This is a genomic window from Micromonospora sp. NPDC047707, assembly GCF_040704235.1.
Lineage (GTDB): Bacteria > Actinomycetota > Actinomycetes > Mycobacteriales > Micromonosporaceae > Micromonospora.
In genome coordinates this window covers 1-3,851 of sequence record NZ_JBEYSU010000103.1, presented here as the reverse complement: position 1 = coordinate 3,851, position 3,851 = coordinate 1, and the positions used below count along the sequence as shown (strand labels likewise).

The following is a 3,851-nucleotide window of genomic DNA, read 5'->3' as shown; positions in this document are numbered from 1 at the left end:
CCGCCGAACACGAGGCACTACACGCGATGACCCACCCGGTCACCGCAGCCCTGAAAACCAGCTAACCAACTCTCCATCAAACCCGGGGCTTGACAGAGAGGCCACCAAAACACCCGCCTGCCGCAGCCACGACACGGACCTGTTCTTTCCCGGCCCTGCCACAGGCGGCGAAATGCGCCGCCAAATCGCTCAAGCCAAGCAAATCTGCTTCACCTGCCCGCTCCTACACCCATGCCGAGCGTGGGCGCTCAACCAACCCGCCCAACACCTCCACGGCATCTGGGGCGCCACCACCCAACCCGAACGGCGACTCCTGCAACGGCAGCACCGCAAGACAAGCCAAACCGCAGTCGCCAACAACGCTCTCAATGCATGATCGACCTCGCCGCCGCCGAATCGCTCTACAACGCGAGTCGCGAAGCCACGCACGCCGCCACCGCCTGAAGAAGAATCATCCCGTGAACGACCTGGTGACCTGGCTAAACGCCCAGTACGACGCCGACGTGCGCATGGCGCACAGCTTCGGAGGACGGGGGATATCCGTTCGTCTAGAACTGCCGGAGGTTGTTGACACTTTGGGTCTCTGATCGTTGGAGACTTGGTGCCCCCATCGCTCGAACAGCAGCAGGATCGCCAGGCCCGGCGGCGGCTGGCGATCCTGCGTCACGCGGAAGAGATCAGCGGCAACGTGGCAAAAACGTGCCGCTACTACGGCATCAGCCGCACCCGGTTCTACATCTGGCAGCGCCGCTTCCAGGAAGAAGGACTTGCGGGACTGCGCGACCGCTCCAGCCGGCCGCATCACAGCCCGAGGGCCACCCGTGCTGACATCGTCAACAAGATCGTCTACCTGCGGCAGAACTACCACTTCGGCCCAGTGAAGATCCAGATGTACCTCAAGCGATACCACGACCTGGAGATAGGCCACTCCGCGATCTACAACATCCTCAGACGCCTGGGCCTGAATCGGCTACCCGCCTCCCAGCGATACCAGCGCCGAGAGAAGCGCTACAAGCGCTACGAAAAACAGCTGCCCGGCAACCGGGCCCAGATCGACGTCAAGTTCATCGAACCCATCGGCCTACCCAAGACCGCCGACGACGTCACCACCCGCCAGCTGCCCAAGCAGCGCAGACGCGCCCAGTACTACCAGTTCACCGCCATCGACGACTGCACCCGCCGCCCAAGCCGTAGTCAGCTTCTCCCACCCAGGCCGCTGCCGCAACGACGCCGCGTTCGCCGCCCTGAGCGGCACGAGGCCGATCCCGGCCAGTAGCGGCAGGATTGTTCGGCACCGGCTCAACCGCGGCGGGGATCGAGCCCTGAACCGCGCCATCGCGCTGACCCGCATACGAAGTTGTCCTCGAACCCGGGCCTATGTCCAACGCCGCACCGCGGAGGGAAAGACGCCACGAGAGATCCGCCGCTGTCTCAAGCGGTACATCGCCCGCGAACTCTACCGCCAGCTAACCCAATCTATGACCTGCGGCGAACCGACCTTGACAAACACATAAGCGTCAGGAGGTCAGGCGCGCGACCGGCACAAGTCCTCCTCAAGAGGTCGGACCGCGACCGCCGACGCTGAGAGATGCCGAGAGGCATTGCCGCATGTCAGGCCCGTCAAGGCCAGGTAGGCGCAGGTAGCCAACTTGATCTCGTAATGCGTAGGTCGACGGTTCGATTCCCTCAGGCGGCTCGGTGAGAAAGCCCAGGTCAACGACCTGGGCTTCGCCGTTCCCAAGGTCGACAACCTCGCCGCCGGCCGTGCCAGTCCGCAAATAGGCCGCATCCCGCGCAGCGGCCGCCTCGTTGAGCCGGGTGGCAACGGCGTCCAAGTCGTCACCGAACAGCCCCGCGTACACGTCCAGCGTCATCGGCGCCGAACGCGCTGAGCGGGGAGAGCGGGTCGGGTTCCGGCGGTTTGGCCCGCTTCCTGAAATACTGAGTGTCGGGCGCCGCTGGTCAGCTGACAGCGCTCGGCGTTCCGGCGCATCGGAGCCCTGGCCTGCAAAATCAGCCTGAAAAAGGTTCAATTGATGTGCAATTGGCCCGAGGTGCCAAGGTCGATCCCCCCTGCTGCCACCCAATCCCAGCAGTCCAGCCTGACGTCATGACGAGACCCGCCTGGTTGGGCTCAAGGCCTGACGACCGGAAGAGACTTGGGATATGTCCACGTTCGCCACGCGGAGGCATCACCCTTCGTCTGCTCACCCCAGGTCACGATGTCCACGTCACTGGAGTTCTTGCTCAGCCTGCTGCTAGCAAAATCGCACCGCCAAGGGCAGCGGTCACGCCAGCCGCTTGGCGTAAGGTCATCCGTTCATGCAGCAGAAGCTGGGCGAGCAGGACGCTGACTGCCGAGTCGAGCGACGCGAGGACGGCAACTAAGGCCAGCGGTCCGATGGACACCGCGGTCGCCAGCGCGACGTCGCCGCCAGCCGCAAGCAGCCCAGCAATAAGTACCAAACCTACAGATTTTCCTTCGACAGCCAAGCGAGCGCGACGGCCCATCACGACGATGGGCACCAACCCAAGTGTCCCGCCAATCTGAAGCCCGGCTGCGACCCACAAGGGTGGAACACCGCTTAGACCTCCATAGTCCACCAATACGAACGCGCTTCCGAATGCCACTGCAGCCAAGAGCGCGGAAAGAGCCGCCGGCAACCGAGGCCGGTGCGCTCCTTGCTCGTCTGGGCAGCTAGGCCGTGCAGATGGGCTGGGGGAGGGGTTTGGTTCTGCAGTGCCTCGCTGAGGAAAGGCTAGGACCAAGATGCCGGTCGCGGTGATGGCGAGACCGACCCAGCCGAGAGTATCAGGCGCCTCACCTCGGGCGGCGCCTACCGCAACTGGAATAGCTGCTGCGGACGCGGCAAGCGGGGTAACCACTGCTACGGGACCTTGCGCCAAAGCTCCGTAGAACAGGACGAGCCCGATTGCCACGACGATCCCCGCCACGATCCCAGGGACTAGCAATCGCATGGGTGGCCCACCGGCCAACGCAGCAGCGAGGACAGTGACAACGATGACGCCAGCAATGTGCCCCCACCAAGCCACTGCGATGGGACGCACCCAACGCGCCACCACACCGGCTGCTAAATCACTGGTTCCGTAGGCAGCGCTGGCGGCCAACGCGAGCAGGGCGGCAATCATCGCGAAGTTCGCAACGTGCCGTCCTCAATCACGACACTAGTCGGCATCAAGTGGCCGTCCCGATTCTTACTGGACGACCTCTTCGCATGGCCAGCCTTCCACCTTAGGGCCGAGTGGCCGTCGGAAGGCGAGACCGACAGGCCGCGACTCTGACCACAACAGCACAACAATGACCTCCCACGGCGTTGCCCGTCCTTGGCGACTACAGCACACAAAGTCACTATGGCCTGGGCTTGAGTCCTCAGTCCATCAGTCGATGTAACGGTTACAGTCTAGTCGTCCGTTGCGCGGCTGCGGCGAGCCTCCGAGATCTGGCCAGACCCCATTCACCGGGCAGACAAATTCCCCAGCTTGTGATCTGCCGAGTCGTGGCGATCTAGCATCACATTCAACTTGTTTCCGGGCTGAGGTAGTCGCCAAACCTGGTCGCTCCGTTAACGGACGTCGCGTTTGAGCAGCTTCGCGCGATCCGGTCAATCGCTGCCGCGCTCGGCCGGGGCCCATCGACGATCAGCCGCGAGGTACGCCGCAACCGCAGCACCCGGCGGGACTGTCTCAAACGAACGGTGTAACTCGGATTATTGACGGCTACTTGCGGCCTGCGGGCAGGCGGCCTTCGAAAGCGATGTCGAAGGCGTTGAGGGCGGGCTTCCAGCGCATTGTCCAGCGTCGGCGGCCCTGCCCGGTTGGGTCGAGGCTCA

Annotated in this window: 6 protein-coding genes and 1 pseudogene; 5 read left to right on the top strand and 2 right to left on the bottom strand. The window is 63.8% G+C overall.

The window, feature by feature from the left end; translation table 11 throughout:
* The 4 genes and pseudogenes from AB0873_RS31915 to AB0873_RS31900 form a co-directional block, all read left to right on the top strand.
* On the top strand, positions 1-376 hold a 376-nt coding region (locus AB0873_RS31915; RefSeq protein ID WP_366604463.1), incomplete at its 5' end, for a WhiB family transcriptional regulator.
* A gap of 82 nt (positions 377-458) precedes the next feature.
* Positions 459-587: a hypothetical protein gene (locus tag AB0873_RS31910; protein WP_366604462.1), complete on the top strand. Its 129-nt coding sequence runs from the start codon at positions 459-461 to the stop codon at positions 585-587.
* Positions 588-601: 14 nt separating this feature from the next.
* A complete protein-coding gene (locus AB0873_RS31905; RefSeq protein WP_366604461.1) occupies positions 602-1,276 on the top strand; it encodes a helix-turn-helix domain-containing protein in 675 nt (224 codons plus the stop codon).
* A pseudogene (locus AB0873_RS31900) lies at positions 1,197-1,514 on the top strand (transposase); the annotation flags it as partial. The gene AB0873_RS31905 and the pseudogene AB0873_RS31900, both read left to right, overlap by 80 nt.
* 39 nt (positions 1,515-1,553) lie before the next feature.
* Here the strand turns inward: AB0873_RS31900 and AB0873_RS31895 are convergent.
* On the bottom strand, positions 1,554-1,874 hold the full coding sequence (locus tag AB0873_RS31895) for a hypothetical protein (protein WP_366604460.1): 321 nt from the start codon (positions 1,872-1,874) through the stop codon (positions 1,554-1,556).
* A gap of 373 nt (positions 1,875-2,247) precedes the next feature.
* On the bottom strand, positions 2,248-2,979 hold the full coding sequence (locus tag AB0873_RS31890; protein WP_366604465.1) for a DMT family transporter: 732 nt from the start codon (positions 2,977-2,979) through the stop codon (positions 2,248-2,250).
* 593 nt (positions 2,980-3,572) lie between these two features.
* Here AB0873_RS31890 and AB0873_RS31885 point away from each other — a divergent pair.
* The gene (locus tag AB0873_RS31885) at positions 3,573-3,722 is read left to right on the top strand and encodes a helix-turn-helix domain-containing protein (RefSeq protein ID WP_366604464.1); all 150 of its coding nucleotides are present in this window, start codon (positions 3,573-3,575) and stop codon (positions 3,720-3,722) included.
* Positions 3,723-3,851 lie beyond the last annotated feature (129 nt).

Bases quoted from the DNA above. Each gene is read 5' to 3' on its own strand.
- AB0873_RS31895 (WP_366604460.1), bottom strand. From the start codon at position 1,874: ATGACGCTGGACGTGTACGCGGGGCTGTTCGGTGACGACTTGGACGCC.
- AB0873_RS31890 (WP_366604465.1), bottom strand. From the start codon at position 2,979: ATGCGATTGCTAGTCCCTGGGATCGTGGCGGGGATCGTCGTGGCAATC.